The 24,897-nt window shown below is 59.0% G+C and carries 36 protein-coding genes and 1 pseudogene; 35 read left to right on the top strand and 2 right to left on the bottom strand.

Translation table 11 applies throughout. The features are described 5' to 3' along the window. From ACIQYU_RS25085 to bfr, 31 genes and pseudogenes are all read left to right on the top strand, one after another. Positions 1 to 111, top strand: a pseudogene (locus tag ACIQYU_RS25085) (elongation factor Tu); the annotation flags it as partial. 141 nt (positions 112 to 252) lie between these two features. Further along, positions 253 to 564 carry a 30S ribosomal protein S10 gene (rpsJ, locus tag ACIQYU_RS25080; RefSeq protein WP_003186070.1) on the top strand — a complete coding sequence of 104 codons (312 nt, stop codon included), beginning with the start codon at positions 253 to 255 and terminating at the stop codon, positions 562 to 564. Between the two features lie 80 nt (positions 565 to 644). Then, on the top strand, positions 645 to 1,280 hold the full coding sequence (gene rplC, locus ACIQYU_RS25075) for a 50S ribosomal protein L3 (RefSeq protein ID WP_003257089.1): 636 nt from the start codon (positions 645 to 647) through the stop codon (positions 1,278 to 1,280). 12 nt (positions 1,281 to 1,292) lie between these two features. Beyond that, positions 1,293 to 1,895 (top strand): 50S ribosomal protein L4, encoded by a 603-nt coding sequence (gene rplD, locus ACIQYU_RS25070; RefSeq protein ID WP_008089819.1) that lies wholly within the window; start codon positions 1,293 to 1,295, stop codon positions 1,893 to 1,895. After that, a complete protein-coding gene (gene rplW / locus ACIQYU_RS25065) occupies positions 1,892 to 2,191 on the top strand; it encodes a 50S ribosomal protein L23 (RefSeq protein ID WP_003255484.1) in 300 nt (99 codons plus the stop codon). Before rplD ends, rplW begins: the two co-directional genes overlap by 4 nt. 14 nt (positions 2,192 to 2,205) lie before the next feature. Beyond that, entirely contained in the window at positions 2,206 to 3,030 is an 825-nt protein-coding gene (gene rplB / locus ACIQYU_RS25060; protein ID WP_015268750.1) for a 50S ribosomal protein L2, read from the top strand. A 16-nt stretch (positions 3,031 to 3,046) separates the two neighbouring features. Then, the gene (gene rpsS / locus ACIQYU_RS25055; protein ID WP_003255482.1) at positions 3,047 to 3,322 is read left to right on the top strand and encodes a 30S ribosomal protein S19; all 276 of its coding nucleotides are present in this window, start codon (positions 3,047 to 3,049) and stop codon (positions 3,320 to 3,322) included. 11 nt (positions 3,323 to 3,333) lie between these two features. Further along, the gene (rplV, locus tag ACIQYU_RS25050) at positions 3,334 to 3,666 is read left to right on the top strand and encodes a 50S ribosomal protein L22 (RefSeq protein ID WP_003103908.1); all 333 of its coding nucleotides are present in this window, start codon (positions 3,334 to 3,336) and stop codon (positions 3,664 to 3,666) included. 13 nt (positions 3,667 to 3,679) lie between these two features. After that, entirely contained in the window at positions 3,680 to 4,366 is a 687-nt protein-coding gene (gene rpsC / locus ACIQYU_RS25045; RefSeq protein ID WP_003255481.1) for a 30S ribosomal protein S3, read from the top strand. Between the two features lie 12 nt (positions 4,367 to 4,378). Beyond that, the gene (rplP, locus tag ACIQYU_RS25040; RefSeq protein ID WP_003255479.1) at positions 4,379 to 4,792 is read left to right on the top strand and encodes a 50S ribosomal protein L16; all 414 of its coding nucleotides are present in this window, start codon (positions 4,379 to 4,381) and stop codon (positions 4,790 to 4,792) included. Further along, positions 4,792 to 4,983: a 50S ribosomal protein L29 gene (rpmC, locus tag ACIQYU_RS25035; RefSeq protein ID WP_002555481.1), complete on the top strand. Its 192-nt coding sequence runs from the start codon at positions 4,792 to 4,794 to the stop codon at positions 4,981 to 4,983. Before rplP ends, rpmC begins: the two co-directional genes overlap by 1 nt. A 2-nt stretch (positions 4,984 to 4,985) precedes the next feature. After that, positions 4,986 to 5,252 carry a 30S ribosomal protein S17 gene (rpsQ, locus tag ACIQYU_RS25030; RefSeq protein WP_003255478.1) on the top strand — a complete coding sequence of 89 codons (267 nt, stop codon included), beginning with the start codon at positions 4,986 to 4,988 and terminating at the stop codon, positions 5,250 to 5,252. 23 nt (positions 5,253 to 5,275) lie between these two features. After that, positions 5,276 to 5,644 (top strand): 50S ribosomal protein L14, encoded by a 369-nt coding sequence (gene rplN, locus ACIQYU_RS25025; protein WP_002555479.1) that lies wholly within the window; start codon positions 5,276 to 5,278, stop codon positions 5,642 to 5,644. Between the two features lie 11 nt (positions 5,645 to 5,655). Beyond that, positions 5,656 to 5,970 carry a 50S ribosomal protein L24 gene (gene rplX / locus ACIQYU_RS25020; RefSeq protein WP_013970637.1) on the top strand — a complete coding sequence of 105 codons (315 nt, stop codon included), beginning with the start codon at positions 5,656 to 5,658 and terminating at the stop codon, positions 5,968 to 5,970. Between the two features lie 20 nt (positions 5,971 to 5,990). After that, on the top strand, positions 5,991 to 6,530 hold the full coding sequence (gene rplE, locus ACIQYU_RS25015; protein WP_003257095.1) for a 50S ribosomal protein L5: 540 nt from the start codon (positions 5,991 to 5,993) through the stop codon (positions 6,528 to 6,530). 13 nt (positions 6,531 to 6,543) lie between these two features. Beyond that, positions 6,544 to 6,849 (top strand): 30S ribosomal protein S14, encoded by a 306-nt coding sequence (rpsN, locus tag ACIQYU_RS25010; RefSeq protein WP_013970638.1) that lies wholly within the window; start codon positions 6,544 to 6,546, stop codon positions 6,847 to 6,849. Between the two features lie 209 nt (positions 6,850 to 7,058). Continuing rightward, the gene (rpsH, locus tag ACIQYU_RS25005; protein WP_009681971.1) at positions 7,059 to 7,451 is read left to right on the top strand and encodes a 30S ribosomal protein S8; all 393 of its coding nucleotides are present in this window, start codon (positions 7,059 to 7,061) and stop codon (positions 7,449 to 7,451) included. 12 nt (positions 7,452 to 7,463) lie between these two features. Further along, on the top strand, positions 7,464 to 7,997 hold the full coding sequence (rplF, locus tag ACIQYU_RS25000; RefSeq protein WP_009681972.1) for a 50S ribosomal protein L6: 534 nt from the start codon (positions 7,464 to 7,466) through the stop codon (positions 7,995 to 7,997). Positions 7,998 to 8,007: 10 nt separating this feature from the next. Continuing rightward, positions 8,008 to 8,358 carry a 50S ribosomal protein L18 gene (gene rplR, locus ACIQYU_RS24995; protein ID WP_009397496.1) on the top strand — a complete coding sequence of 117 codons (351 nt, stop codon included), beginning with the start codon at positions 8,008 to 8,010 and terminating at the stop codon, positions 8,356 to 8,358. A 3-nt stretch (positions 8,359 to 8,361) separates the two neighbouring features. Then, entirely contained in the window at positions 8,362 to 8,862 is a 501-nt protein-coding gene (rpsE, locus tag ACIQYU_RS24990) for a 30S ribosomal protein S5 (protein ID WP_003255465.1), read from the top strand. Positions 8,863 to 8,864: 2 nt separating this feature from the next. Beyond that, positions 8,865 to 9,041, top strand: a complete 177-nt coding sequence (gene rpmD, locus ACIQYU_RS24985; protein ID WP_003255463.1) for a 50S ribosomal protein L30 — start codon at positions 8,865 to 8,867, stop codon at positions 9,039 to 9,041. A gap of 3 nt (positions 9,042 to 9,044) precedes the next feature. Continuing rightward, entirely contained in the window at positions 9,045 to 9,479 is a 435-nt protein-coding gene (gene rplO, locus ACIQYU_RS24980; RefSeq protein ID WP_003257107.1) for a 50S ribosomal protein L15, read from the top strand. Next, the gene (secY, locus tag ACIQYU_RS24975; protein WP_003257108.1) at positions 9,480 to 10,811 is read left to right on the top strand and encodes a preprotein translocase subunit SecY; all 1,332 of its coding nucleotides are present in this window, start codon (positions 9,480 to 9,482) and stop codon (positions 10,809 to 10,811) included. It begins immediately after the preceding gene. Positions 10,812 to 10,839: 28 nt separating this feature from the next. After that, a complete protein-coding gene (rpmJ, locus tag ACIQYU_RS24970; protein ID WP_002555468.1) occupies positions 10,840 to 10,956 on the top strand; it encodes a 50S ribosomal protein L36 in 117 nt (38 codons plus the stop codon). A 131-nt stretch (positions 10,957 to 11,087) separates the two neighbouring features. After that, positions 11,088 to 11,444 (top strand): 30S ribosomal protein S13, encoded by a 357-nt coding sequence (gene rpsM / locus ACIQYU_RS24965; RefSeq protein ID WP_003257112.1) that lies wholly within the window; start codon positions 11,088 to 11,090, stop codon positions 11,442 to 11,444. An 18-nt stretch (positions 11,445 to 11,462) separates the two neighbouring features. Further along, positions 11,463 to 11,852 carry a 30S ribosomal protein S11 gene (gene rpsK / locus ACIQYU_RS24960; RefSeq protein ID WP_003255454.1) on the top strand — a complete coding sequence of 130 codons (390 nt, stop codon included), beginning with the start codon at positions 11,463 to 11,465 and terminating at the stop codon, positions 11,850 to 11,852. A gap of 15 nt (positions 11,853 to 11,867) precedes the next feature. Continuing rightward, entirely contained in the window at positions 11,868 to 12,488 is a 621-nt protein-coding gene (gene rpsD, locus ACIQYU_RS24955; RefSeq protein ID WP_003257114.1) for a 30S ribosomal protein S4, read from the top strand. Between the two features lie 22 nt (positions 12,489 to 12,510). Beyond that, the gene (locus tag ACIQYU_RS24950) at positions 12,511 to 13,512 is read left to right on the top strand and encodes a DNA-directed RNA polymerase subunit alpha (RefSeq protein WP_003255452.1); all 1,002 of its coding nucleotides are present in this window, start codon (positions 12,511 to 12,513) and stop codon (positions 13,510 to 13,512) included. A gap of 42 nt (positions 13,513 to 13,554) precedes the next feature. Further along, positions 13,555 to 13,941 carry a 50S ribosomal protein L17 gene (gene rplQ / locus ACIQYU_RS24945; RefSeq protein ID WP_003255451.1) on the top strand — a complete coding sequence of 129 codons (387 nt, stop codon included), beginning with the start codon at positions 13,555 to 13,557 and terminating at the stop codon, positions 13,939 to 13,941. A gap of 172 nt (positions 13,942 to 14,113) precedes the next feature. Continuing rightward, positions 14,114 to 15,553, top strand: coding sequence for a catalase (locus ACIQYU_RS24940; protein ID WP_207832721.1), 1,440 nt, complete (start codon positions 14,114 to 14,116; stop codon positions 15,551 to 15,553). A gap of 163 nt (positions 15,554 to 15,716) precedes the next feature. Continuing rightward, the gene (gene bfr / locus ACIQYU_RS24935) at positions 15,717 to 16,181 is read left to right on the top strand and encodes a bacterioferritin (RefSeq protein WP_003257116.1); all 465 of its coding nucleotides are present in this window, start codon (positions 15,717 to 15,719) and stop codon (positions 16,179 to 16,181) included. Positions 16,182 to 16,298: 117 nt separating this feature from the next. On the opposite strand, the gene uvrA is transcribed toward bfr, so the two are convergent. Then, positions 16,299 to 19,133 (bottom strand): excinuclease ABC subunit UvrA, encoded by a 2,835-nt coding sequence (uvrA, locus tag ACIQYU_RS24930; protein WP_402802607.1) that lies wholly within the window; start codon positions 19,131 to 19,133, stop codon positions 16,299 to 16,301. A gap of 129 nt (positions 19,134 to 19,262) precedes the next feature. Here uvrA and ACIQYU_RS24925 point away from each other — a divergent pair, with 129 nt between their 5' ends. Both ACIQYU_RS24925 and ACIQYU_RS24920 read left to right on the top strand, forming a co-directional pair. After that, positions 19,263 to 20,657 carry an MFS transporter gene (locus ACIQYU_RS24925; protein ID WP_063911039.1) on the top strand — a complete coding sequence of 465 codons (1,395 nt, stop codon included), beginning with the start codon at positions 19,263 to 19,265 and terminating at the stop codon, positions 20,655 to 20,657. Positions 20,658 to 20,666: 9 nt separating this feature from the next. Then, positions 20,667 to 21,209: a single-stranded DNA-binding protein gene (locus tag ACIQYU_RS24920; protein ID WP_063911040.1), complete on the top strand. Its 543-nt coding sequence runs from the start codon at positions 20,667 to 20,669 to the stop codon at positions 21,207 to 21,209. A 294-nt stretch (positions 21,210 to 21,503) separates the two neighbouring features. Here ACIQYU_RS24920 and ACIQYU_RS24915 read toward each other — a convergent pair whose 3' ends face one another. Further along, on the bottom strand, positions 21,504 to 22,886 hold the full coding sequence (locus ACIQYU_RS24915; protein WP_233694708.1) for a PLP-dependent aminotransferase family protein: 1,383 nt from the start codon (positions 22,884 to 22,886) through the stop codon (positions 21,504 to 21,506). A 199-nt stretch (positions 22,887 to 23,085) separates the two neighbouring features. Here ACIQYU_RS24915 and ACIQYU_RS24910 point away from each other — a divergent pair, with 199 nt between their 5' ends. Both ACIQYU_RS24910 and ACIQYU_RS24905 read left to right on the top strand, forming a co-directional pair. Then, complete coding sequence (locus tag ACIQYU_RS24910; RefSeq protein ID WP_207832849.1) at positions 23,086 to 23,871, top strand: TSUP family transporter; 786 nt, start codon at positions 23,086 to 23,088, stop codon at positions 23,869 to 23,871. 21 nt (positions 23,872 to 23,892) lie between these two features. After that, on the top strand, positions 23,893 to 24,654 hold the full coding sequence (locus ACIQYU_RS24905) for an SDR family NAD(P)-dependent oxidoreductase (protein WP_207832729.1): 762 nt from the start codon (positions 23,893 to 23,895) through the stop codon (positions 24,652 to 24,654). Positions 24,655 to 24,897 lie beyond the last annotated feature (243 nt).

The raw sequence follows: 24,897 nt of genomic DNA, 5'->3' as shown, positions 1-24,897 counted from the left end.
ATGACTGTCACCCTGATCAAGACCATCGCAATGGAAGACGGTCTGCGCTTCGCTATCCGTGAAGGCGGTCGTACCGTCGGCGCCGGCGTCGTAGCCAAAATCATCGAGTAATCACTCGACCGATTGAAAAAACCCCCGCTCAGCGGGGGTTTTTTTTATTGGGTTGACACTAAATGGGGGCGTCTATAGAATCACGCCTCCTTTTAGCGGGCGTAGTGCGTCCGTTGGGAACAGCCTGGAGTCTGAAATCCAATGCAAAATCAGCAAATCCGTATCAGGTTGAAGGCTTTCGACCATCGCCTGATCGACCAATCCACCCAGGAAATCGTGGAAACCGCGAAACGTACTGGTGCACAAGTGCGTGGTCCAATTCCACTGCCTACCCGCAAAGAGCGTTTCACCGTTCTGGTTTCCCCGCACGTCAACAAAGACGCGCGTGACCAGTACGAGATCCGCACTCATAAGCGTGTTCTGGACATCGTCCAGCCAACGGATAAAACCGTTGATGCGCTGATGAAGCTTGATCTGGCGGCAGGTGTGGAAGTACAGATCAGCCTCGGCTAAGACTTCGGTCTAGTCGTGTAACGCTCTGAAATGGGCGGCCATAGCGGGTGAAAGCCCCGTACACTCATGAGGTTTACAACATGACTATTGGTGTAATCGGTCGCAAATGCGGTATGACCCGCATTTTCACCGAAGAAGGTGTCTCCATTCCGGTCACGGTCATCGAGATCGAGCCGAATCGCGTCACCCAGTTCAAAACTGAAGAAACCGATGGCTACCGTGCAGTGCAAGTCACTGTCGGCGAGCGTCGTGCTTCGCGTGTGACTGCCGCTCAGGCAGGTCACTTCGCCAAGGCCAACGTTGCCGCTGGTCGCGGTGTCTGGGAGTTCCGTCTTGAAGAGGGCGATTTCCAGGCTGGCGATCTGATCAAAGCTGAACTCTTCACTGCAGGCCAGCTGGTAGACGTTACTGGTCAGTCCAAAGGTAAAGGCTTCGCCGGTACCATCAAGCGCTGGAACTTCCGTGGCCAGGACAACACCCACGGTAACTCCGTGTCGCACCGTGTCCCAGGTTCCATCGGCCAGTGCCAGACTCCTGGTCGTGTGTTCAAGGGCAAGAAAATGTCCGGTCACATGGGCGCCGAGCGCGTGACTGTTCAGTCCCTGGAAGTAGTTCGCGTAGACGCTGAACGCAACCTGCTGCTGGTCAAGGGTGCCGTTCCAGGCGCTACTGGCGGCGACGTGGTTGTACGTCCAGCTGTCAAGGCTCGCGGTTAAGGGGAAACTGACATGCAACTCAATGTAAATGACGCTCAGGCGATCGAAGTTTCCGAACTGACTTTCGGTGGCGAATTCAACGAGACGCTGGTACACCAAGCAGTCGTGGCCTACATGGCCGGCGGCCGTCAGGGCACCAAGCAGCAGAAGACCCGTTCCGACGTGGCTGGTGGCGGTAAGCGCCCATGGCGTCAGAAGGGTACTGGCCGTGCTCGTGCTGGTACCACTCGTGGTCCGATCTGGCGTGGCGGTGGTGTAACCTTCGCAGCTCGCCCTCAAGATCACTCGCAGAAGCTCAACAAGAAGATGTACCGCGCAGCCCTGCGCTCCATCCTCGCTGAGCTGGTGCGTAGCGACCGTCTGGTCGTGGTTCAGGACTTCGCTGTTGAAGCGCCGAAAACCAAAGATCTGCTGAACAAGCTGAACGGCATGGGTCTGAACGACGTACTGATCGTTTCCGACGCTGTTGATCAGAACCTGTACCTGGCTGCTCGCAACCTGCCGCACGTCGATGTACGTGACGTACAAGGTTCCGACCCGGTCAGTCTGATCGCATACGAGAAAGTGTTGATCACTGTCTCGGCCGTGAAGAAATTCGAGGAGCTGCTGGGATGAACCAGGAACGCGTATTCAAAGTCCTCCTTGGCCCGCACGTTTCCGAGAAGGCTACCGTTCTGGCTGAGAAAAAAGGCCAGTTCGTATTCAAGGTTGCTACCGATGCAACCAAGCTGGAAATCAAGAAAGCTGTCGAAGGCCTGTTCAACGTAAAAGTTGAAAACGTGTCGACTGTTAACGTTCTGGGTAAAACCAAGCGTACCGCACGTGGTCTGGGCAAGCGTAATGACTGGAAGAAGGCGATCGTCTCCCTTCAGCCAGGCCAAGATCTCGATTTCAGCAGCAGTGCTGAGTAAGGAAGGGGTGCATCATGGCAATCGTTAAATGCAAACCGACTTCCCCTGGCCGCCGTTTCGTGGTCAAGGTGGTCAACCAGGAGCTGCACAAAGGCGCTCCTCACGCACCGCTGATCGAGAAAAAATCGAAGTCTGGTGGTCGTAACAACAATGGCCGCATTACCACTCGTCACGTTGGTGGTGGTCACAAGCAGCATTACCGTCTGGTCGACTTCCGTCGCAACGACAAAGATGGCATCCCAGCCACTGTCGAGCGTATCGAATACGACCCGAACCGTACTGCTCACATCGCCCTGCTGTGCTACGCAGACGGTGAGCGTCGCTACATCATCGCCCCTAAAGGCGTGAGCGCTGGCGACCAGCTGATCGCAGGTGCCCTGGCCCCAATCAAGGCCGGTAACTCCCTGCAGCTGCGCAACATTCCAGTAGGTAGCACCATTCACGGCATCGAACTGAAGCCGGGTAAAGGTGCTCAGATCGCTCGTTCCGCTGGTGCTTCGGCTCAGCTGATCGCTCGCGAAGGTGTCTACGTGACCCTGCGTCTGCGCTCTGGTGAAATGCGTAAAGTCCTGGCTGAGTGCCGTGCGACCCTGGGCGAAGTCTCGAACTCCGAGCACAGCCTGCGTTCGCTGGGTAAAGCTGGTGCCAAACGCTGGCGCGGCGTTCGCCCAACCGTTCGTGGTGTTGCCATGAACCCGGTTGACCACCCACATGGTGGTGGTGAAGGTCGTACCTCCGGTGGTCGTCATCCGGTATCGCCATGGGGCTTCCCAACCAAGGGTGCGAAGACCCGTGGTAATAAGCGTACCGACAACATGATCGTCCGTCGTCGCAAGTAACTAGAGGGATACGACAGTGCCACGTTCTCTGAAAAAAGGTCCTTTTATCGATCTTCACCTGTTGAAGAAGGTCGAAGTGGCGGTGGAGAAGAACGATCGCAAGCCAGTTAAAACCTGGTCGCGCCGTTCGATGATCCTGCCACAAATGGTCGGTCTGACCATCGCGGTACACAACGGTCGTCAACATGTCCCAGTTCTGGTGAACGAAGACATGGTCGGCCACAAACTGGGCGAGTTCGCCGGTACCCGCACCTACCGCGGGCACGTGGCTGACAAGAAAGCCAAGCGTTAAGGGGTAAGGAAATGGAAGTAGCCGCTAAGTTGTCGGGCGCTCGCATCTCCGCCCAGAAAGCCCGCTTGGTCGCCGACCAGATCCGCGGGAAGAAGGTGGGCGAAGCGCTCAACCTGTTGGCCTTCAGCAGCAAAAAAGCCGCTGAAATCATGAAGAAAGTCCTCGAGTCGGCCGTAGCCAACGCCGAACACAACGAAGGCGCAGACGTTGATGACCTGAAGGTCTCCACCGTCTTCGTCAACGAAGGGCGTTCGCTGAAGCGCATCATGCCACGTGCCAAAGGCCGTGCTGATCGCATCGTCAAGCGGTCTTGCCATATCACTGTCAAGGTTGCGGACAAGTAACGGAGTCGATCAGATGGGTCAGAAAGTACATCCCACTGGCATTCGCCTGGGAATCGTCAAGGAGCACACCTCCGTCTGGTACGCAGACGGTGCTACTTACGCAGATTACCTGTTGAAGGATCTGAAAACGCGTGAGTACCTCCAGGACAAACTAAAAAGCGCGTCCGTAAGCCGTATCGATATTCATCGTCCGGCTCAAACTGCACGCATCACCATCCACACCGCTCGTCCAGGTATCGTTATCGGGAAGAAAGGTGAAGATGTCGAGAAGCTGCGTCAGGACCTGACCAAGCAGATGGGTGTGCCTGTGCACATCAACATCGAAGAGATCCGCAAGCCGGAACTCGACGCTATGCTGGTTGCGCAGAGCGTAGCTCAGCAGCTGGAACGCCGCGTAATGTTCCGTCGCGCCATGAAGCGCGCCGTGCAGAACGCCATGCGTATTGGTGCCAAGGGCATCAAGATCCAGGTGAGCGGTCGTCTCGGCGGTGCTGAGATTGCTCGTACCGAGTGGTATCGCGAAGGTCGTGTGCCTCTGCACACCCTGCGTGCCGATATCGACTACAACACCTACGAAGCTCACACCACTTACGGTGTGATCGGTGTGAAGGTTTGGATCTTCAAAGGCGAAGTAATTGGTGGTCGCCAAGAAGAGCTGAAACCACAAGCACCAGCGCCTCGTAAAAAAGCTGCTAAGTAAGGGGTACGCCAAATGTTGCAACCAAAGCGTACAAAATTCCGCAAGCAGATGACCGGCCACAACCGTGGTCTGGCACTGCGCGGTAGCAAAGTCAGCTTCGGCGAATTCGCCCTGAAAGCTGTTGCTCGCGGTCGCCTCACCGCTCGCCAGATCGAGTCCGCACGTCGTGCGCTGACCCGTCACGTAAAACGTGGCGGCAAGATCTGGATCCGTGTGTTCCCGGACAAGCCGATCTCCAAGAAGCCTCTCGAGGTTCGTATGGGTAAAGGTAAGGGTTCCGTGGAATACTGGGTTGCCCAGATTCAGCCAGGCAAAGTCCTGTATGAAATCGAGGGTGTTTCTGAAGAGCTGGCGCGCGAAGCTTTCGCCCTGGCTGCTGCAAAGCTGCCTCTCGCCACCTCCTTTGTTAAGCGGACGGTGATGTGATGAAAGCGAATGAACTTCGTGAAAAATCGGCACAGCAACTGAATGAGCAACTGCTCGGCTTGCTGCGCGACCAGTTCAATCTGCGTATGCAGAAAGCAACTGGCCAGTTGGGGCAGTCGCACCTGCTCTCGCAAGTTAAGCGTGACATCGCTCGCGTGAAAACTGTGCTCAACCAGCAGGCAGGTAAGTGATCATGGCTGAAGCTGAAAAAACCGTCCGTACGCTGACTGGCCGTGTCGTCAGCGACAAAATGGACAAGACCATCACCGTTCTGATCGAGCGTCGCGTCAAGCACCCGATCTACGGTAAATACGTTAAGCGTTCGACTAAGCTGCACGCGCACGACGAAGCCAACCAGTGCAAGATCGGCGACAAGGTTTCCATCCGTGAAACCCGTCCGCTGGCCAAGACCAAGTCCTGGGCACTGGTTGAAGTCCTCGAACGCGCTGTTGAAGTCTAAGGGCGAAGGGTCGGAGAAATTTTATGATTCAGACTCAATCCATGCTCGATGTGGCCGATAACAGCGGCGCTCGTCGCGTCATGTGCATCAAGGTTCTCGGCGGTTCGCACCGCCGTTACGCCGGCATCGGTGACATCATCAAGGTAACCGTCAAGGAAGCAATTCCGCGCGGTAAGGTCAAGAAAGGCCAAGTGATGACTGCTGTTGTCGTGCGTACCCGTCACGGTGTTCGTCGCGCTGACGGTTCCATCATTCGTTTCGACGGCAACGCTGCTGTTCTGCTGAACAACAAGCAAGAGCCGATCGGCACTCGCATCTTCGGGCCAGTGACCCGTGAACTTCGTACCGAGAAGTTCATGAAGATCGTCTCGCTCGCCCCTGAAGTGCTGTAAGGAGATCCGACATGCAAAAGATTCGTCGTGACGACGAGATCATCGTGATCGCCGGCAAAGACAAAGGTAAGCGCGGTAAGGTGCTGAAGGTTCTGGCTGATAACCGTCTGGTTGTTGGTGGCGTGAACCTGGTCAAGCGTCATACCAAGCCTAACCCGATGGCGGGCGTACAGGGCGGTATCGTCGAAAAAGAAGCGCCTCTGCACGCTTCCAACGTTGCCATCTTCAACGGCGAAACCAACAAGGCTGACCGCGTTGGTTTCAAAGTAGAAGACGGTAAAAAAATTCGTGTCTTCAAGTCGACCCAAAAAGCGGTTGATGCTTGAACACTGCTAGGTAGAAGACCATGGCACGACTGAAAGAGATTTACCGGAACGAAATCGCTCCTAAGCTTAAGGAAGAACTTAAGCTGTCGAACGTGATGGAAGTTCCGCGCGTTACCAAGATCACCCTGAACATGGGTCTGGGCGAAGCGATCGGCGACAAGAAAGTCATCGAGCACGCTGTTGCCGACCTGGAAAAGATCACCGGTCAAAAGCCGGTCGTGACTTTCGCTCGTAAATCCATCGCGGGCTTCAAAGTCCGTGAAGGCTGGCCGATCGGCGTCAAGGTGACCCTGCGTCGCGACAAGATGTACGAATTCCTGGACCGCCTGCTGGCGATCTCCCTGCCTCGGGTTCGCGACTTCCGCGGCCTGAATGCCAAGTCCTTCGATGGCCGTGGCAACTACAGCATGGGCGTGAAAGAGCAGATCATCTTCCCGGAAATCGACTACGACAAGATCGATGCTCTGCGCGGTTTGGACATCACCCTGACCACCACTGCTCGTTCGGACGACGAAGGCCGCGCTCTGCTGCGTGCTTTCAAGTTCCCGTTCCGCAACTGATTGGAGTAGGAAAATGGCCAAGAAGAGCATGAAAAACCGCGAGCTGAAGCGTCAGCTCACGGTAGCCAAGTACGCCAAAAAGCGTGCCGAGCTGAAAGCGACCATCGTCAACCTGAACGCCTCTCCTGAAGAGCGTTTCGCTGCCGTTGTCGCCCTGCAGAAGCAGCCACGTGATGCCAGCGCCTCGCGTCTGCGCAACCGTTGCCGCCTGACCGGTCGTCCTCACGGTGTATACCGTAAGTTCGGCCTGGGCCGTAACATGCTGCGTCAAGCTGCAATGCGCGGTGACGTACCAGGTCTGGTCAAGGCCTCCTGGTAATCGCTGCAGGCAGGATCCCGGCGGAAGGGGAGCAATCTTCCGACCGCCGGTGACTTCGCCAACAAACAAGCCCCTATATGGGGCTTGTTTCGTTTCTGCCTTGTGTCTAGAATGACCGGCTCACCTGAGCCTGGGTTTTTTGCCCTGTCCGCTCGGGTGGTTGTGATAGCCGCAAGGCTAATAATTCTTGTATCAGGAGCATCTAGCCCATGAGTATGCAGGACCCGTTAGCGGACATGCTAACTCGCATCCGTAATGCCCAGATGGCTGAAAAGTCCGTCGTAAGCATGCCTTCCTCCACCCTGAAGGTCGCGGTTGCCAAAGTTCTGAAAGACGAAGGTTACATCGCCGGCTACCAGGTAACTGGTGAGGCCAAGCCTTCCCTGTCGATCGAACTGAAGTACTTCGAAGGCCGTCCGGTCATCGAGGAACTGAAGCGCTCCAGCCGTCCAGGCCTGCGCCAGTACAAGTCCGTCGCAGAACTGCCGAAAGTACGTGGCGGTCTGGGCGTGTCTATCGTCTCCACCAACAAAGGTGTGATGACTGATCGCGCTGCGCGCGCTGCCGGTGTCGGCGGCGAAGTTCTGTGCACAGTGTTCTAAGGGGAGATAGGCATGTCTCGCGTCGCTAAGAACCCCGTTAAGCTGCCAGCAGGTGTCGAAGTCAAATTCGCCGGCCAGCAGCTTTCGGTGAAGGGTGCCAAAGGCACTCTCGAACTGAACGTTCACTCGTCTGTTGAAGTTACCGAAGAGTCTGGCGAGCTGCGTTTCGTCGCTCGTAACGGTGACCAGCAAGCTCGCGCCATGGCCGGTACCACCCGCGCTCTGGTGAACAACATGGTCCAGGGCGTAAGCCAAGGCTTCGAGCGCAAGCTCCAGCTGGTCGGTGTTGGTTACAAGGCACAGGCCAAGGGCACCGTCCTGAACCTGGCCCTGGGCTTCTCGCACCCAGTGGACTACGAACTGCCAGCCGGTATCACCGCTGAAACCCCAAGCCAGACCGACATCCTGATCAAGGGTATCGACAAGCAGCTGGTGGGTCAGGTGGCCGCTGAAATCCGCGACTTCCGTCCGCCAGAGCCTTACAAAGGCAAGGGTGTGCGTTACGCGGACGAAGTAGTCCGTCGTAAAGAAGCCAAGAAGAAGTAGGGCCTAGCAAATGACCGACAAAAAAGTTACTCGACTGCGTCGCGCTCGCAAAGCACGTCTCAAGATGCACGAACTCGAAGTCGTGCGCCTGTGCGTGTTCCGCTCCTCGCAGCACATCTACGCCCAGGTCATTTCGGCCGACGGCAGCAAGGTTCTGGCAAGCGCCTCGACCTTGGACAAAGAACTGCGTGATGGCGCCACTGGCAACATCGACGCGGCCACTAAGGTTGGCAAGCTGGTAGCTGAGCGTGCGAAAGCCGCCGGTGTATCTCAAGTTGCCTTTGACCGTTCCGGCTTCAAGTACCATGGCCGCGTCAAAGCGCTGGCTGATGCTGCTCGTGAAGGCGGGCTGGAGTTCTAAGTTATGGCAAATAACGATCAAAAGCGCGACGAAGGCTACATCGAGAAGCTGGTTCAAGTTAACCGCGTTGCCAAAACCGTAAAAGGCGGCCGTATCTTCACCTTCACCGCGCTGACCGTGGTAGGTGATGGTAAAGGTCGTGTTGGCTTCGGCCGTGGCAAGTCGCGCGAAGTACCTGCCGCGATCCAGAAGGCCATGGAAGCTGCTCGCCGCAACATGATCCAGGTTGACCTGAAGGGCACCACCCTGCAGTACGCCACCAAGGCTGCCCACGGCGCCTCGAAGGTTTACATGCAGCCTGCCTCGGAAGGTACCGGTATCATCGCCGGTGGCGCAATGCGTGCTGTCCTGGAAGTTGCTGGTGTTCAGAACGTTCTGGCCAAGTGCTACGGTTCGACCAACCCAGTGAACGTGGTTTACGCCACCTTCAAGGGTCTGAAAGCCATGCAATCTCCTGAATCCATTGCTGCCAAGCGCGGCAAGAGCGTCGAGGAGATCTTCTGATCATGGCAACCGTAAAAGTAACGCTGATCAAGAGCGTCTCGGGCCGTCTGCCTAACCACAAGCTGTGCGTTAAAGGCCTGGGTCTGCGTCGCATCGGTCACACTGTAGAAGTCCAGGATACTCCCGAAAACCGCGGGATGATCAACAAGGCTTACTACATGCTGAAGGTCGAGGGTTAATCGATGAAACTCAATGATCTGAGTCCAGCGCCGGGTTCCCGTCGCGAGAAGCATCGTCCAGGTCGTGGTATCGGTAGCGGTCTGGGTAAGACCGGCGGCCGTGGCCACAAAGGTCAGACTTCCCGTTCGGGTGGTTCGATCGCTCCTGGCTTCGAAGGCGGTCAACAGCCGCTGCACCGTCGTCTGCCGAAGTTCGGCTTCGTTTCCCTGAAAGCCATGGACCGCGCCGAAGTGCGTCTGTCCGAGCTGGCCAAGGTGGAAGGCGACGTGATCTCCGTGCAATCCCTGAAGGATGCCAACGTGATCGGCCAGAACGTACAGCGCGTGAAAATCATGCTGTCTGGCGAAGTCACTCGCGCAGTCACCATCAAGGGTATCGCAGCCACCAAGGGTGCGCGTGCGGCTATCGAAGCAGCTGGCGGCAAGTTCGAGGAATAAATGGCTAAGCAAGGTGCTCTCTCTTCGCTCGGTAAGGGCGGGATGTCGGAACTCTGGGCTCGTCTGCGCTTTCTGTTCATGGCGATCATCGTCTATCGGATAGGTGCGCATATCCCGGTTCCTGGCATCAATCCGGACCGTCTGGCGGATCTGTTTCGGCAGAATGAGGGGACCATTCTTAGCTTGTTCAACATGTTTTCCGGTGGCGCGCTCGAGCGCATGAGCATCTTTGCACTGGGGATCATGCCGTACATCTCGGCATCGATCATCATGCAGCTGATGACGGCGGTCAGCCCGCAACTGGAGCAGTTGAAGAAGGAAGGTGAAGCTGGCCGTCGCAAGATCAGCCAGTACACCCGCTACGGCACCGTTATCCTGGCACTGGTTCAAGCCATTGGCATGTCCATTGGCCTGGCCAACCAGGGCGTGGCGTTTTCTGTAGGTCTGGGCTTCCATGTCGTCGCCGTCTCCACCTTCGTGGCAGGCGCGATGTTCATGATGTGGCTGGGCGAGCAGATCACCGAGCGCGGTGTGGGCAACGGTATCTCGATGTTGATCTTCGCAGGTATCGTTGCCGGTCTTCCGAGAGCAATCGGGCAGTCTTTCGAGTCTGCGCGCACAGGCGATATCAATATTTTCGCCCTGGTCGCTATCGGTTTGCTGGCAGTAGCGATTATCGGCTTCGTGGTGTTCATTGAGCGTGGTCAGCGTCGTATCGCCGTTCACTACGCCAAGCGTCAGCAGGGCCGCAAGGTCTTCGCTGCGCAGACCAGCCACTTGCCGCTGAAAGTGAACATGGCGGGGGTCATCCCGGCCATTTTCGCGAGCAGCATTCTGCTGTTCCCGGCTTCGCTGGGTGCCTGGTTCGGTCAGTCCGAAGGTATGGGCTGGCTGCAGGACATCTCGCAGTCGATCGCTCCTGGTCAGCCGTTGAACATTCTGCTGTTTAGTGCAGGGATCATTTTCTTCTGCTTCTTCTACACAGCGCTGATGTTCAATCCGAAAGACGTAGCGGAAAACCTGAAGAAGTCCGGTGCCTTTATTCCGGGTATCCGTCCTGGTGAGCAGTCGGCACGCTACATTGATGGCGTTCTGACCCGTCTGACCATGTTCGGTGCTCTTTACATGATGGCCGTCTGCCTTCTGCCCCAGTTCCTGGTGGTGGCAGCAAATGTGCCGTTCTACCTTGGCGGGACCTCGTTGCTGATTGTGGTAGTGGTTGTGATGGACTTCATGTCCCAAGTACAATCGCACCTCGTTTCGCACCAGTACGAATCCCTGATGAAGAAAGCCAACCTGAAAGGCTACGGTGGCAGCGGTCTGCTGCGCTGATACGCCCCTAAGGTTCGAGGAGTCGGTAATGAAAGTTCGTGCATCGGTGAAAAAGCTGTGCCGTAACTGCAAGATCATCCGTCGCGAAGGCGTCGTACGAGTGATCTGCAGCGCGGAACCGCGTCACAAACAGCGCCAAGGCTGAGTGTGATCTGCGCTTCAAACCCAGCAGCTAGTGTGCTGCTGGGTTGATTATTCGTTTCTACAGCGATATTATCTCGCGCCCTATTTCTTGGCTTCCGGGGCGTAGGTAGCTGTCAATTGGAGTCCCACTGAATGGCCCGTATTGCAGGCGTCAACATTCCAGATAACAAGCATGCTGTTATCTCGCTGACCTACATCTATGGTGTCGGTCGCACTACTGCACAGAAGATCTGTGCAGACGCTGGTGTAAACCCAGCCGCTAAGATCAAGGATCTGAGCGACGAGCAAATCGAAACCCTGCGTGGCGAAGTCGCGAAGTTCACCACCGAAGGTGACCTGCGTCGTGACATCAACATGAAGATCAAGCGCTTGATGGACCTGGGTTGCTACCGCGGCCTGCGTCATCGTAAAGGTCTGCCGGTTCGCGGTCAGCGCACCAAGACCAACGCACGCACCCGTAAGGGCCCGCGTAAGCCGATCCGCAAGTAATCGCCCAGGAATATAGACATGGCAAAACCTGCTGCTCGTCCTCGTAAGAAAGTCAAAAAGACAGTGGTTGATGGCATCGCCCACATCCATGCCTCTTTCAACAACACCATCGTGACCATCACCGACCGTCAGGGCAACGCTTTGTCCTGGGCGACCTCCGGTGGTTCGGGTTTCCGTGGTTCGCGCAAATCCACCCCGTTCGCAGCCCAGATCGCTGCTGAGCGTGCTGGTCAAGCTGCGCTGGAATACGGTCTGAAGAACCTCGACGTAAACGTCAAGGGTCCAGGTCCAGGTCGTGAGTCCGCCGTTCGTGCACTGAACAGCTGCGGCTACAAGATCGCCAGCATCACCGACGTGACGCCAATCCCGCACAACGGGTGCCGTCCGCCGAAGAAGCGTCGCGTGTAATCAGGAGACAGATAAATGGCACGTTACATTGGTCCAAAATGCAAACTGTCTCGTCGTGAAGGCACTGACCTGTTCCTGAAGAGCGGCGTTCGCGCTCTGGAATCGAAGTGCAACATCGAAGCAGCCCCAGGTATCCACGGCCAGCGCCGTGGCCGTCAGTCCGACTACGGCACCCAGCTGCGCGAGAAGCAAAAAGTTCGTCGTATCTACGGTGTTCTGGAGCGTCAGTTCCGCGGTTACTACCAGGCTGCAGCCTCGAAAAAAGGCGCAACCGGTGAAAACCTGCTGCAACTGCTCGAGTGCCGTCTGGATAACGTCGTCTACCGTATGGGCTTCGGCTCGACTCGTTCCGAGTCCCGTCAGCTGGTTTCGCACAAAGCGATCAGCGTCAACGGTAAGACTGTAAACATTCCATCCTACCAAGTTCGTCCGGGTGACGTGGTCGCGGTTCGCGAGAAGTCGCTGAACCAGCTGCGCATTGTTCAAGCCCTTGAACTGTGCGCCCAGCGTGGCCGCGTTGAGTGGGTTGATGTGGATGCTGCTAAAAAGTCGGGCGTTTTCAAGAACGTTCCTGCTCGCAGCGACCTGTCTGCCGACATCAACGAGAACCTGATTGTCGAGCTCTACTCCAAGTAAGGGCTAGAAAATAGGTGCATCCATGCAGATTTCGGTAAATGAGTTCCTGACTCCCCGCCACATTGATGTGCAGGTAGTCAGTCCGACCCGCGCCAAGATCACGCTCGAGCCTCTCGAGCGTGGCTTCGGCCATACCCTGGGCAACGCGCTGCGCCGCATCCTGTTGTCCTCCATGCCTGGCTGTGCAGTAGTCGAGGCCGAGATCGACGGCGTACTCCACGAGTACTCCGCGATCGAAGGTGTTCAGGAAGACGTAATTGAAATCCTGTTGAACCTGAAAGGCCTGGCTATCAAACTGCACGGTCGTGACGAAGTTACGCTGACCTTGTCGAAAAAGGGTTCGGGGGTGGTTACCGCTGCCGATATTCAGCTGGATCACGATGTCGAGATCGTCAACCCCGATCACGTAATCGCGAACCTGGCGTCGAACGGCGCCCTGAACATGAAGCTCACTGTAGCTCGTGGTCGTGGTTACGAGCCGGCCGACTCCCGTCAAACCGACGAAGACGAAAGCCGTAGCATTGGCCGTCTGCAGCTGGACGCTTCGTTCAGCCCGGTGCGTCGTATCGCCTATGTGGTCGAGAACGCCCGTGTTGAACAGCGTACCAACCTGGACAAGCTGGTCATTGATCTGGAAACCAACGGCACCCTGGATCCTGAAGAGGCTATCCGCCGCGCTGCGACCATCCTGCAACAGCAGCTGGCCGCGTTCGTCGACCTCAAAGGTGACAGCGAGCCTGTCGTAGTCGAGCAGGAAGACGAGATCGATCCGATCCTGCTGCGTCCGGTTGACGACCTGGAACTGACTGTACGTTCGGCCAACTGCCTCAAGGCGGAGAACATCTACTACATCGGCGACCTGATTCAGCGTACCGAAGTAGAGCTGTTGAAGACTCCTAACCTGGGCAAGAAGTCCCTGACTGAAATCAAGGACGTCCTGGCCTCTCGTGGTCTGTCTCTCGGCATGCGCCTCGACAACTGGCCGCCTGCAAGTCTTAAGAAAGACGACAAGGCGACCGCCTGATCGTCGTAATCACCGAACGTAGTGTTTGGTAAGGAATGAATCATGCGTCATCGTAAAAGTGGACGTCACCTGAGCCGTACCAGCTCTCACCGCAAGGCTATGTTCCAGAACATGGCAGTGTCGCTGATCGAGCACGAGCTGATCAAAACCACCCTGCCGAAAGCCAAGGAACTGCGCCGCGTTGCCGAGCCGCTGATCACCCTGGCCAAGGAAGACAGCGTAGCTAACCGCCGTCTGGCCTTCGACCGTACCCGTTCGAAGTCCGCTGTTGGCAAGCTGTTCAACGACCTGGGCAAGCGTTACGCCACCCGTCAGGGCGGCTACCTGCGCATCCTGAAGTGCGGTTTCCGCGCTGGCGACAACGCCCCTATGGCGTACGTCGAGCTGGTTGATCGTCCGGTCGGCGGTGCTGTAGAAGCTGCTGAGTAAGACGTTCTGTCTGCTACAAAGAACCGGGCCTAGTGCCCGGTTTTTTGTTGCTACATGCATTGTTTATTTCTATTGATATAAGTCATGTAATGAATTTGTTCTTGTAACCTTGCTCGTCAATACTCTCTCCAAAGCCGATTAGCCGGCGCTTGTAGACCGATAAGGAGAGCCCATGAGCAAGATTCTCACCACCGCCAGCGGTGCACCTGTAGCCGACAACCAGAATTCCCGTTCCGCCGGCCCGCGCGGCCCGCTGCTGCTCGACGACTTCCACCTGATCGAGAAGCTTGCCCATTTCAACCGCGAGAACATTCCTGAGCGCCGCGTGCACGCCAAGGGCTCGGGCGCCTACGGTACCTTTACCGTCACCCGCGATATCACCGGTTACACCAGTGCCAAGCTGTTTGAACAGGTTGGCAAGCAGACCGAAACTTTCCTGCGCTTCTCTACCGTTGGTGGCGAGCGTGGCTCCGCTGATACCGAGCGCGACCCGCGTGGTTTCGCCGTTAAGTTCTACACCGAGGAAGGCAACTGGGACATCGTCGGCAATAACACGCCGGTATTCTTCATTCGCGACCCGCTGAAGTTCCCGGACTTTATCCACACCCAGAAGCGTCACCCGCAATCCAACCTGAAGAACGCCCAGATGATGTGGGACTTCTGGTCGCACTCCCCCGAGGCGTTGCACCAGGTCACCATTCTGTTCTCCGATCGCGGCATTCCGGACGGCTACCGCCACATGCACGGTTTCGGCAGTCACACTTACAGCCTGATCAATGCCGAGGGTGAGCGCACTTGGGTCAAATGGCACTTCAAGACCCAGCAAGGTATCAGGAACCTCGCCCCGGCAGATGCCGCGCGCCTGGCAGGTACTGACCCGGACTACGCGCAGCGCGACCTGTTCGAAGCCATTGAGCGAGGCGACTACCCGCGCTGGACCGTATGCATCCAGGTGATGAGCGAAGCCGAGGCTGCCAGCCGCGACGAGAACCCCTTTGACGTGACCAAGACCTGGTCGCAGAAGGATTACCCGTTGATCGAGGTGGGCGTGCTGGAGCTCAACCGTAACCCGCTCAACTACTTTGCCGAGGTCGAGCAGGCTGCCTTTGGTCCGAGCAACATGGTGCCGGGTGTCGGCCTGTCGCCAGACCGCATGCTGCAAGGGCGTGTATTCGCCTACGCTGACGCGCACCGCTACCGGGTGGGCACCAACCACCAGCAACTGCCGGTGAACGCACCACGCTGCCCGGTTAACAGCTATCAGCGTGATGGTTCCATGGCTGCTGGCAGTTACGGCAGTGCACCGAACTATGAGCCCAACAGCTACAGCGATGCACCGAAGCAGTCGCCGCGCCATGCCGAGCCTGCACTGGCCCTGAATGGTTCGGCTGACCGCTACGATCACCGTGAAGACACCGACTACTACAGCCACGCCGGCGCGCTATTCCGCCTGATGAGCGATGAGCAGAAAGCCCTGCTGATCAACAACATTGCCGGCACCATGGCAGGCGTCAGCCAAGACGTGGTCCAGCGCCAGCTGCAGTACTTCTTCAAGGCCGATCCGGCCTACGGCGAAGGGGTCGCCAAGGCCCTGGGCGTCAATCTCGCTTAAGTCGAAGTGATAAGAAGAACCGCCCTCATTTGGGCGGTTTTTCAATGAATATCACTACTGTTTGACCGATTTTTTGCTTCTGATTGCGCGTTTTTCAGTGACCGCTGGCAAAAGCTGGTTCACACTATGTGGCATAGACGTTTTCACATGGAGAAGCAGGGCGATGCAAGGTCACCCGGACGTAATCAACTACCTCGTTACGCTGCTGAAGGGCGAACTGGCGGCGCGCGACCAGTACTTCATTCACTCGCGGATGTACGAAGACTGGGGCCTGTCCAAGCTCTACGAGCGCATCAACCACGAAATGGAAGAAGAGACGCAGCACGCCGATGCCCTGATGCGTCGCATCCTCATGCTCGAAGGCACCCCTGACATGCGCGCGGACGACCTGGAAGTGGGCAGCACCGTGCCGGAAATGATCGAGGCTGACCTCAAGCTCGAGTACAAGGTGCGCGGCGCGCTATGCAAAGGCATCGAGCTGTGCGAACTGCACAAGGACTACATCAGCCGCGACATCCTGCGTGCCCAACTGGCTGACACCGAAGAAGATCACACCTACTGGCTGGAGAAGCAGCAGGGGCTGATCAAGGCCATCGGCCTGGAAAACTACCTGCAATCGCAGATGTAAAAGCTGGGGGCTGCTTTGCAGCCCTGTCGCGACACAAGGCCGCTCCCACAGGCAAATGCACTCCTCCTGTGGGAGCGGCCTTGCCTCGCAACAGGGGCGCAAAGCGCCCCCGAGGCCTCACGCCCGATCCCGCTCCAGCAGCGGTTTCAGATAACGCCCGGTATACGACTGCTTCATCTCGCTCAGCTCTTCCGGCGTACCGCAGGCAATGATCTGCCCACCTTTCGAGCCACCCTCCGGCCCCAGATCCACCAGCCAGTCCGCGGTCTTGATCACATCCAGGTTGTGCTCGATCACCACCACGGTATTGCCGTGGTCACGCAGGCGATGCAGCACGTCCAGCAACTGCTGGATATCGGCAAAGTGCAGGCCCGTGGTCGGCTCGTCGAGGATATACAGGGTCTTGCCGGTGTCACGCTTGGACAGTTCGCGCGACAGCTTCACCCGCTGTGCCTCGCCGCCCGACAGCGTGGTCGCCGACTGCCCCAGCTTGATGTACGACAGCCCCACATCCATCAGCGTCTGCAGCTTGCGCGCCAGCGCCGGCACTGCATCGAAGAACTCGCGGGCATCCTCGATGGTCATCTCCAGCACCTCGTGGATGTTCTTGCCCTTGTACTTGATCTCCAGGGTTTCGCGGTTGTAGCGCTTGCTCTTGCACACGTCGCACGGCACGTAGATGTCCGGCAAAAAGTGCATCTCCACCTTGATCAGGCCATCGCCCTGGCAGGCCTCGCAACGGCCACCCTTGACGTTGAACGAGAAGCGCCCCGGACCATAACCGCGCGAACGTGATTCCGGCACACCGGAGAACAGCTCGCGGATCGGCGTGAAGATGCCGGTGTAGGTCGCCGGGTTCGAGCGAGGGGTGCGGCCGATCGGGCTCTGGTCGATATCCACTACCTTGTCCAGGTGCTGCAGGCCATCCATGCTGGCATGCGGCGCCGCTTCAAGGCTGCTTGCACCATTCAGGGCGGTGGCGGCCAGTGGGAACAGGGTGTTGTTGATCAGCGTCGACTTGCCAGAGCCGGATACACCGGTCACGCAGGTCAGCAGGCCGATCGGGACTTCCAGGTCGACGTTTTGCAGGTTGTTGCCACGCGCGCCCTTGAGCTTGAGTTGCAGCTTCTTGTTGCGCGGCGTGCGCTTGGCCGGGACGACGATCTTCTTGCGCCCGGAAAGGTACTTGCCGGTCAGCGAGTCGGGGTGGGCCATGACTTCCTGCGGCGAGCCCTCGGCGACGATCTGCCCGCCGTGTACACCGGCCCCCGGGCCGATGTCCACCACATAGTCGGCCAGGCGGATGGCGTCTTCGTCGTGTTCCACCACGATTACCGTGTTGCCCAGGTCGCGCAGGTGGTTGAGGGTGGCCAGCAGGCGGTCGTTGTCGCGCTGATGAAGGCCGATGGACGGCTCATCGAGGATGTACATCACCCCTACCAGGCCAGCGCCGATCTGGCTGGCCAGGCGGATACGCTGCGCTTCGCCACCGGACAGGGTATCGGCGCTGCGGTCGAGGGTGAGGTAGTCGAGACCGACATTGACCAGGAACTGCAGGCGCTCGCAGATTTCCTTGAGGATCTTCGCCGCAATTTCGCCACGGCGGCCGGTCAGGGTCAGTTCGCCGAAGTAGTTACTGGCTTCACCAATCGGCAGGTTGGTCACCGCCGGCAGGGTCTTTTCACCCACCCACACATGCCGTGCCTCACGGCGCAGGCGGGTGCCGCGGCAGTCCGGGCAGGGCTGGGTGCCAAGGAACTTGGCCAGTTCTTCACGCACGGTGGCCGACTCGGTCTCGCGGTAGCGACGCTCCAGGTTCGGCACGATGCCTTCGAACGGGTGCGAGCGCTTGACGATGTCGCCACGGTCGTTGAGGTACTTGAAGTCGATACTCTGTTTGCCGCTACCCTGCAGGATCACTTTCTGGTGCTCGGCCGACAGCTGGCCGAACGGCTCCTCCAGGCTGAAGCCGTAATGCGCGGCCAGCGAGCCGAGCATCTGGAAGTAGTACACGTTACGCCGGTCCCAGCCGCGGATCGCGCCTTCGGCCAAGGTGAGTTCGGCATTGACCAGGCGCTTGGTGTCGAAGAACTGCTTCACCCCCAGGCCATCGCAGGTCGGGCAGGCGCCGGCGGGGTTGTTGAAGGAGAACAGCTTCGGCTCCAGCTCGCTGATGGCATGGCCACAGACCGGGCAGGCGAAGCGCGCGGAGAAGATCGTCTCTTCGCCTTGTTCATCATCCATCGGTGCCACCAGGGCGATGCCGTCGGCCAGCTTGAGCGCGGTCTCGAACGATTCGGCCAGGCGCTGTTGCAGGTCGGCGCGGACCTTGAAGCGGTCCACCACCACATCGATGCTGTGCTTTTTCTGCTTGTCCAGCTTGGGCAGTTCGTCGAGCTCGTAGAGCTTGCCGTTGACCCGGGCACGCACAAAGCCTTGGGCACGCAATTCGTCGAACACCGCCAGGTGCTCGCCCTTGCGCTCGCGCACCACTGGCGCCAGCAGCATCAGTTTGCTGCCTTCCGGGCGCTCCAGCACCAGGTCGACCATCTGGCTGATCGTTTGCGCCTCCAGCGGGATATCGTGGTCCGGGCAGCGTGGGGTACCGACGCGGGCGTACAGCAGGCGCAGGTAGTCGTAGATTTCGGTGATGGTGCCGACCGTGGAGCGGGGGTTGTGCGAGGTCGACTTCTGCTCGATGGAAATGGCCGGCGACAGGCCTTCGATGGTGTCGACGTCAGGCTTTTCCATCATCGACAGGAACTGCCGGGCGTAGGCCGACAGCGATTCGACATAGCGGCGCTGGCCTTCAGCGTACAGGGTGTCGAACGCCAGGGACGACTTGCCGGAACCGGACAGGCCGGTGATCACGATCAGCTTGTCCCGGGGCAGGGTCAGGTCGATGTTCTTCAGGTTGTGGGTGCGTGCCCCACGAATCAGGATCTTGTCCACTGCGGCCTCGCTCGGCGGGCATAAACAAGGAAGTATACGGCGCCCTGCCAGTACGCGGCAAAGCGTCGCGTAGATGCCGTCACGCTGTCGGACTGATAGAATCGCCGCCGGTTCACACGAGGTTAATCCATGCACGACACCCACAACGAGCGCATGAGTGGCGGCGAAACCCGCGCCGCTGGCGGCCTGGCCCTGGTCTTTGCCTTTCGTATGCTGGGCATGTTCATGGTCTTGCCGGTGCTGGCCACCTACGGCATGGACCTGGCCGGTGCCACACCTGCGCTGATTGGCCTGGCCATTGGTGCCTATGGCCTGACCCAGGCCGTTTTGCAGATCCCGTTCGGGATGATTTCCGACCGCATCGGCCGCCGGCCGGTGATTTACCTGGGGCTGGTGATCTTTGCCCTGGGCAGTGTATTGGCGGCCCAGGCCGACTCCATCTGGGGTGTGATCGCCGGGCGTATCCTGCAGGGGGCCGGGGCGATTTCCGCTGCGGTCATGGCGCTGCTGTCCGACCTCACCCGCGAGCAGCACCGGACCAAGGCCATGGCCATGATCGGCATGAGCATCGGCCTGTCGTTTGCCGTCGCCATGGTCGTCGGCCCATTGCTGACTCGTGCCTTTGGCTTGTCAGGATTGTTCCTCGCCACGGCAGGACTTGCCCTGGTCGGCATCCTGCTGATCGCCTTTGTCGTGCCCAATACCCACAGCATCCTGCAGCACCGTGAGTCGGGTGTGGCGCGCCAGGCCATCGGCCCGACCCTGCGCCATCCGGACCTTCTGCGCCTGGACGCGGGCATCTTCATCCTCCACGCCATCCTCATGGCCAGCTTCGTCGCGCTGCCACTGGCCTTCGTCGAGCGCGGCGGTCTGCCGAAGGAGCAGCACTGGTGGGTATACCTGACCGCATTGTTCATCTCATTTTTTGCAATGGTCCCGTTCATCATCTACGGCGAGAAAAAGCGCAAGATGAAACGCGTGCTGGCCGGGGCGGTCAGTGTGTTGCTGCTGGTGGAGGTGTTCTTCTGGCAGTGGGCTGACGGTTTGCGCGGACTGGTGATCGGCACCGTGGTATTCTTTACTGCATTCAACCTGCTGGAGGCATCGCTGCCTTCGCTGGTGAGCAAGGTGTCGCCTGCAGGTGGCAAGGGGACGGCAATGGGGGTTTACTCCACCAGCCAGTTCCTCGGTGCTGCCCTGGGAGGAATCCTCGGTGGCTGGTTGTTCCAGCACGGCGGGCTGAACATGGTGTTCCTCGGTTGTGCGGTACTGTGTGCCATCTGGTTGGTCGTTGCCTTGCGCATGAACGAGCCGCCCTATGTGACCAGCCTGCGCATGCCGCTGACGCCAGAGGCAGTCCGGGAAGCCGGCCTGACCGAGCGCCTGATGGCCGTGCCGGGTGTGACCGACGCCGTCGTGGTGGCGGAAGAAGCCGCCATCTATATCAAACTGGATACGAAAATTTTGGACCGTACGACCCTCGAGCGCCTGGTGAACCCGGCCTCTTCGGCGTGCGAAGCCTAGGAGAACGTTATGGCCCGTGGGGTTAACAAAGTCATTCTGGTTGGTACCTGTGGCCAGGATCCCGAAGTCCGCTACCTGCCCAACGGTAACGCCGTGACCAACCTGAGCCTGGCTACCAGCGAGCAGTGGACCGACAAGCAGTCGGGCCAGAAGGTCGAGCGTACCGAGTGGCACCGTGTGTCGCTGTTCGGCAAGGTTGCCGAAATCGCCGGCGAATACCTGCGCAAGGGTTCGCAGTGCTACATCGAAGGCAAGCTGCAGACCCGCGAGTGGGAAAAAGACGGCATCAAGCGCTACACCACCGAGATCATCGTCGACATCAACGGCACCATGCAGCTGCTCGGCGGCCGTCCGCAGGGCCAGCAGCAGGGCGGTGACCCGTACAACCAGGGTGGCGGCAACTACGGTGGCGGCCAGCCGCAACAGTACAACCAGGCTCCGCGCCAGCAGGCCCCGCGCCCGCAACAGGCTCCTCAGCGCCCGGCACCGCAGCAGCCAGCCCCGCAGCCAGCGGCTGACTTCGACAGCTTCGATGACGATATTCCGTTCTGATCGGAGCGGTCAGGCGTCTAGCAAGACCAGAAGCCCAGGGCAGTTGCCCTGGGTTTTTTTATGGGCAGTGCGGTGCCATTCTGCTGCACCTGTTTGGCTGATCCCGATAAGCTCAGGTGCTGGTGCGAACGAGTTCGCAAGCGATCCGCTTATCCTGTGGGAGCGGCTTTAGCCGCGAAGAATCCAGCGCGGTGCATGGCACCGGCTGTGCCGGTGTTCGCGGCTAAAGCCGCTCCCACAGGGTCCCTGCTAATTCACAGGGTTAGGTGAGAGCGGGTTCAATAAGGCAGCGCTTCAATAGAACAACCGCGGCTCCGGCGAGTCCAGCAGGCTGACCAGCTTGGTCAGGGCAAAGCCCAGTTCCTGGCGGCTGGGCGCCATCAGGGCGATGCGCACGCCGCAGGTTGCGTGGCTGCGTTCCGGCAGGAACTGGCTGCCACTGACTACCGTGACGCCGTTGTTGCGCGCCAGGTTGGCGAATTCGTCGCTGGTCCACGGCTCCGGCAACTCCAGCCAGATGTGGAAGCTATTGGGCTGGCTGCGGATCTTGTACCTGCCAAGGATCTCCCGGGCCATTTGCTGGCGCGCGGCCGCCTCGTCCTGCTGTACCCGCACCAACTGGTCGGCCATGCCGCTGTTGATCAGGTTGCTGGCCAGTTGCGCCATCAATGGTGACGGCATCCAGACGCTGCTGCGTACCATCGACGATAACCGCGAGAGGGTTTGCGGTGGCGCGTACAGGTAACCGATGCGCAGCGCTGGCAGCACGCTCTTGGACAGGCTGGTGAGGTACACCGAGCGTTCGGGCGCATACGCGGTCAGTGGCTGGTAATCCGCTGCGGGTTCGAGAAAACCGTAGATATCGTCATCGACGATGAACAGGTCGAACTCGCGGGCGATCTCTGCAATGGCCTGGCGCCGTGCGTGGGGCATGATCGAGTTGGTCGGGTTCTGGTGGGTGGTGACGCACACCAGCAGGGAAGGGCGGTGCTCCAGGCAGGCCGCGCGCAATGCCTCCGGAATAAGGCCGTGCTCGTCCATGGCCACGCCGCGCAGGCGGCGGCCCATGCTGTGGGCCAGGGAGATGATGCCTGGGTAGCAGAACGATTCGCACAGCACCACATCGTCGCTCTTCGACAGGCTGCTGATGGCCACCAATAGTCCATGCTGGGCGCCAGAGGTCAGTACAACCTGTTGCCAGCGAGCATCAGGCAGCCAGCGCTGAATCCAGGCTGCCCCTGCTTGTTTGTGGGAGGTGTGACCACCCTCTGTCACATAGTCGAGTACCTGCCCCAGGTCCGGAGAAGTGGCCAGCTCGCTGATCGCCGCACCCAGCCACTCACTCATGTGGGCGTCGTTGGGTTTGATGATCGAGAGATCGATCTGGCTGCTTTCGCCAGTAACGGGTGCAGGCACCGACGGGGTGGATAACCGCTGTCGCAACTGCCTGACAAATGTGCCACGGCCCACCTCTCCAACCACCAGGCCGCGTTTGGCGGCTTCGTCGTAGGCTCTTCCAACGGTGCCGGGGGTTACATTGAGTGCCTCGGCAAGGTCTTTGAGGGTGGGCAAACGATCGCCTGCTGCAAGCCGACCACTTTCGATGTCCTGTTCAAGGGCATTAGCGATCATCAGGTAAACCGGCTGGGTTTGATCGCCGTATTGAGGGACCCACATGGAAATGACACCAGATTCTGCAATTGCGCGCAGCCTAACATGAAAGCCAAGATGCGGGTAATGAGGGCAATTGTTGCCATTGAGTCGATTTAATTTGATATTGCATCGATTCAATTTTTGTAATTACAATCATCGCGCTGATTGGGACATGCACACTTGCGTTGTGCTTGGCAGGACACTCCACTGGATGGACTTCGCTATGGAAATTCTGGGCGCTTTCTGGGCGGAACACTGGTTGCTGGCGGTGCTCATGCTTGGGGCTATCGCTTTCGTTGCCGGCTTCGTAGACAGCATTGCCGGTGGCGGCGGGTTGTTCCTGGTGCCGGGCTTTCTGCTGGTCGGCATGCCACCGCAGGTTGCCCTCGGTCAGGAAAAACTGGTCAGTACCCTTGGCACACTGGCAGCCATTCGCAACTTCCTGGCCAACAGCAAGATGGTCTGGCAGGTGGCGCTGGTCGGCGTGCCGTTCTCGTTGCTCGGTGCCTACCTGGGGGCACACCTGATCGTGTCGATCTCCCAGGAAACCGTGGGCAAGATCATCCTGGCGCTGATCCCCCTCGGCATCCTCATCTTCCTCACCCCCAAGGACCGCCCGGTCGAAGAGCGCGAACTGTCATCGCGCATGCTGTTCACCGTGGTCCCGCTGACCTGCCTGGCCATCGGCTTCTATGACGGCTTCTTCGGCCCCGGTACCGGCAGCATGTTCATCATCGCGTTCCATTACCTGCTGCGCATGGACCTGGTCTCCAGCTCGGCCAACTCCAAAACCTTCAATTTCGCGTCCAACATCGGCGCCCTGGTGGCCTTCGTCATTGCCGGCAAGGTCGTCTACCTGCTGGCGTTGCCGCTGGTGGCCTGCAACATCCTCGGTAACCACCTGGGCAGCGCGCTGGCCCTGCGCAAGGGCAACGAAGTGGTGCGCAAGGCGCTGGTGTTTTCGATGCTCTGCCTGTTCACCAGCCTGGGCGTGAAGTACCTGGCCTGACCCTTCCATAGGAGACAACTGATGAAAACCGCATTCGTAACCGGCGCCTCCTCGGGCTTTGGCCGCGCCATCTGCCGTACCTTGATCGGCAAAGGCTACCGCGTGATCGGTGGCGCCCGGCGCATGGACAAGCTGCAAGCGCTGGAAGCCGAACTGGGCGCCAACTTCACTGCGCTGGCGCTGGATGTCACCGACCCGGTGTCGCTCGAGACGGCGGTCGAGAAGATTCGTGATGCTTCGCTGCAGATCGACCTGCTGGTCAACAATGCCGGGCTGGCGCTGGGCGTGGACCGTGCCCAGGTCAGCAGTGCGGAAAACTGGCAGCGGATGATCGACACCAACATCACCGGCCTGGCCATGGTCACCCACAAGATACTGCCGCAGATGGTGGAAGCTGACAGCGGCATGATCATCAACATCGGCTCGATCGCCGGCACCTACCCCTACCCGGGCGGTAACGTGTATGGCGCCAGCAAGGCCTTCGTCCGCCAGTTCAGCCTCAACCTGCGCGCCGACCTGGCGGGCACCCGCGTGCGAGTGAGCAACATCGAGCCTGGGCTGTGCTCGGGTACCGATTTCTCGGTGGTGCGCCTGAACGGTGACCTGGATGCCGTGCAGGCGCTGTATCGGGATGTGGAGGCCATTCTGCCCGAGGACATCGCGGCCACGGTGGCCTGGATTGCCGAGCAGCCGGCGCATGTGAACATCAATACCATCGAGATCATGCCGGTGGCGCAGAGCAGCGCGGCGCTGAACGTGGTGCGCAACCTGCCGCTTTGCTGATCGGCCGGTGGTGGATGGCACCGGCGTTGCCGGTGTTCGCGGGCACGCCCGCTCCCACATTCGGGCAGGTGCAGTACCTGTGGGAGCGGGTTCACCCGCGAATCAGGCAACACAGCGCCTTCAGCTGACCCATGTCATCGCACCTTCGCGATTCTTGGCTAGTCTTACCTGTTGGCGGCCATCAATTGGCCGCCACCGTGACTACCAAGAGGCGCCGGCCATGTTCCGTGCGTCCACCACCTG

It is taken from the genome of Pseudomonas sp. NPDC096925 (assembly GCF_044762545.1).
Lineage (GTDB): Bacteria > Pseudomonadota > Gammaproteobacteria > Pseudomonadales > Pseudomonadaceae > Aquipseudomonas.
Note: the sequence above shows the minus strand (reverse complement) of the source record. Positions and strands in the feature narration are given on the sequence as shown.

What these genes read in the sequence shown, in the direction of transcription:
- rpsJ (WP_003186070.1), top strand. Translation starts at nt 253, where the DNA reads ATGCAAAATCAGCAAATCCGTATCAGGTTGAAGGCTTTCGACCATCGC.
- rplC (WP_003257089.1), top strand. Translation starts at nt 645, where the DNA reads ATGACTATTGGTGTAATCGGTCGCAAATGCGGTATGACCCGCATTTTC.
- rplD (WP_008089819.1), top strand. Translation starts at nt 1,293, where the DNA reads ATGCAACTCAATGTAAATGACGCTCAGGCGATCGAAGTTTCCGAACTG.
- rplW (WP_003255484.1), top strand. Translation starts at nt 1,892, where the DNA reads ATGAACCAGGAACGCGTATTCAAAGTCCTCCTTGGCCCGCACGTTTCC.
- rplB (WP_015268750.1), top strand. Translation starts at nt 2,206, where the DNA reads ATGGCAATCGTTAAATGCAAACCGACTTCCCCTGGCCGCCGTTTCGTG.
- rplV (WP_003103908.1), top strand. Translation starts at nt 3,334, where the DNA reads ATGGAAGTAGCCGCTAAGTTGTCGGGCGCTCGCATCTCCGCCCAGAAA.
- rpsC (WP_003255481.1), top strand. Translation starts at nt 3,680, where the DNA reads ATGGGTCAGAAAGTACATCCCACTGGCATTCGCCTGGGAATCGTCAAG.
- rplP (WP_003255479.1), top strand. Translation starts at nt 4,379, where the DNA reads ATGTTGCAACCAAAGCGTACAAAATTCCGCAAGCAGATGACCGGCCAC.
- rpmC (WP_002555481.1), top strand. Translation starts at nt 4,792, where the DNA reads ATGAAAGCGAATGAACTTCGTGAAAAATCGGCACAGCAACTGAATGAG.
- rpsQ (WP_003255478.1), top strand. Translation starts at nt 4,986, where the DNA reads ATGGCTGAAGCTGAAAAAACCGTCCGTACGCTGACTGGCCGTGTCGTC.
- rplN (WP_002555479.1), top strand. Translation starts at nt 5,276, where the DNA reads ATGATTCAGACTCAATCCATGCTCGATGTGGCCGATAACAGCGGCGCT.
- rplX (WP_013970637.1), top strand. Translation starts at nt 5,656, where the DNA reads ATGCAAAAGATTCGTCGTGACGACGAGATCATCGTGATCGCCGGCAAA.
- rplE (WP_003257095.1), top strand. Translation starts at nt 5,991, where the DNA reads ATGGCACGACTGAAAGAGATTTACCGGAACGAAATCGCTCCTAAGCTT.
- rpsN (WP_013970638.1), top strand. Translation starts at nt 6,544, where the DNA reads ATGGCCAAGAAGAGCATGAAAAACCGCGAGCTGAAGCGTCAGCTCACG.
- rpsH (WP_009681971.1), top strand. Translation starts at nt 7,059, where the DNA reads ATGAGTATGCAGGACCCGTTAGCGGACATGCTAACTCGCATCCGTAAT.
- rplF (WP_009681972.1), top strand. Translation starts at nt 7,464, where the DNA reads ATGTCTCGCGTCGCTAAGAACCCCGTTAAGCTGCCAGCAGGTGTCGAA.
- rplR (WP_009397496.1), top strand. Translation starts at nt 8,008, where the DNA reads ATGACCGACAAAAAAGTTACTCGACTGCGTCGCGCTCGCAAAGCACGT.
- rpsE (WP_003255465.1), top strand. Translation starts at nt 8,362, where the DNA reads ATGGCAAATAACGATCAAAAGCGCGACGAAGGCTACATCGAGAAGCTG.
- rpmD (WP_003255463.1), top strand. Translation starts at nt 8,865, where the DNA reads ATGGCAACCGTAAAAGTAACGCTGATCAAGAGCGTCTCGGGCCGTCTG.
- rplO (WP_003257107.1), top strand. Translation starts at nt 9,045, where the DNA reads ATGAAACTCAATGATCTGAGTCCAGCGCCGGGTTCCCGTCGCGAGAAG.
- secY (WP_003257108.1), top strand. Translation starts at nt 9,480, where the DNA reads ATGGCTAAGCAAGGTGCTCTCTCTTCGCTCGGTAAGGGCGGGATGTCG.
- rpmJ (WP_002555468.1), top strand. Translation starts at nt 10,840, where the DNA reads ATGAAAGTTCGTGCATCGGTGAAAAAGCTGTGCCGTAACTGCAAGATC.
- rpsM (WP_003257112.1), top strand. Translation starts at nt 11,088, where the DNA reads ATGGCCCGTATTGCAGGCGTCAACATTCCAGATAACAAGCATGCTGTT.
- rpsK (WP_003255454.1), top strand. Translation starts at nt 11,463, where the DNA reads ATGGCAAAACCTGCTGCTCGTCCTCGTAAGAAAGTCAAAAAGACAGTG.
- rpsD (WP_003257114.1), top strand. Translation starts at nt 11,868, where the DNA reads ATGGCACGTTACATTGGTCCAAAATGCAAACTGTCTCGTCGTGAAGGC.
- ACIQYU_RS24950 (WP_003255452.1), top strand. Translation starts at nt 12,511, where the DNA reads ATGCAGATTTCGGTAAATGAGTTCCTGACTCCCCGCCACATTGATGTG.
- rplQ (WP_003255451.1), top strand. Translation starts at nt 13,555, where the DNA reads ATGCGTCATCGTAAAAGTGGACGTCACCTGAGCCGTACCAGCTCTCAC.
- ACIQYU_RS24940 (WP_207832721.1), top strand. Translation starts at nt 14,114, where the DNA reads ATGAGCAAGATTCTCACCACCGCCAGCGGTGCACCTGTAGCCGACAAC.
- bfr (WP_003257116.1), top strand. Translation starts at nt 15,717, where the DNA reads ATGCAAGGTCACCCGGACGTAATCAACTACCTCGTTACGCTGCTGAAG.
- ACIQYU_RS24925 (WP_063911039.1), top strand. Translation starts at nt 19,263, where the DNA reads ATGCACGACACCCACAACGAGCGCATGAGTGGCGGCGAAACCCGCGCC.
- ACIQYU_RS24920 (WP_063911040.1), top strand. Translation starts at nt 20,667, where the DNA reads ATGGCCCGTGGGGTTAACAAAGTCATTCTGGTTGGTACCTGTGGCCAG.
- ACIQYU_RS24915 (WP_233694708.1), bottom strand. Translation starts at nt 22,886, where the DNA reads ATGTGGGTCCCTCAATACGGCGATCAAACCCAGCCGGTTTACCTGATG.
- ACIQYU_RS24910 (WP_207832849.1), top strand. Translation starts at nt 23,086, where the DNA reads ATGGAAATTCTGGGCGCTTTCTGGGCGGAACACTGGTTGCTGGCGGTG.
- ACIQYU_RS24905 (WP_207832729.1), top strand. Translation starts at nt 23,893, where the DNA reads ATGAAAACCGCATTCGTAACCGGCGCCTCCTCGGGCTTTGGCCGCGCC.